Origin of the sequence: Pantoea sp. ANP04, from assembly GCF_041982285.1 — a bacterium.
Classification (GTDB): domain Bacteria; phylum Pseudomonadota; class Gammaproteobacteria; order Enterobacterales; family Enterobacteriaceae; genus Pantoea; species Pantoea eucalypti.
The window spans coordinates 1-637 of the sequence record NZ_JAUTYS010000076.1 but is presented as its reverse complement, the minus strand read 5'-3'; the positions used below and the strand labels follow the sequence as shown (position 1 = coordinate 637).

Here is a 637-nt window from a genome sequence, read left to right as displayed (position 1 = left end):
AACACAGCCGCCACCAGGTGGTGCTGTCGCGCAGCGGGCGGGTCAGCCTGCGCAGCGAAACCGCCGAGCAGGCCCTTTGCGTGGGAATGGACTGATCAGAGCAGGGAGCGAACCCGCAACTCTTTGGGCATGGAGAAGGTGATGTTCTCTTCGCGGCCAGCCAACTCGTCGGCACCGGTGGCGCCCCAGGCCTGCAACTGCTGGATCACCCCACGCACCAGCACTTCCGGCGCCGAAGCGCCGGCGGTAATGCCGATGCGCTCGACACCGTCGAACCAGCTGCGCTGCAGGTCCTCGGCACCGTCGATCAGGTAGGCGGGAGTGGCCATGCGCTCGGCCAGCTCGCGCAGGCGGTTGGAGTTCGAACTGTTGGGACTGCCCACCACCAGCACCACATCGCACTCGTCGGCCAGTTGCTTGACCGCGTCCTGACGGTTTTGCGTGGCGTAGCAGATATCGTCCTTGCGCGGCCCGCCAATGGCCGGAAAACGCGTGCGCAGGGCATCGATCACCCGGCTGGTATCGTCCATGGACAAGGTGGTCTGGGTCACGAACGCCAGGCGTTCAGGGTTCTGCACCTGCAGCTCGGCTACATCCTTTTCATCTTCCACCAGGTAGATGGCGCCGCCGTTGCTGG

The 637-nt window shown here is 65.1% G+C and carries 1 pseudogene; it reads right to left on the bottom strand.

From position 1 onward, the window contains the following. Positions 1 to 95 precede the first annotated feature (95 nt). Positions 96 to 637 (bottom strand): annotated as a pseudogene (ispH, locus tag Q7C21_RS22405) (4-hydroxy-3-methylbut-2-enyl diphosphate reductase); the annotation flags it as partial.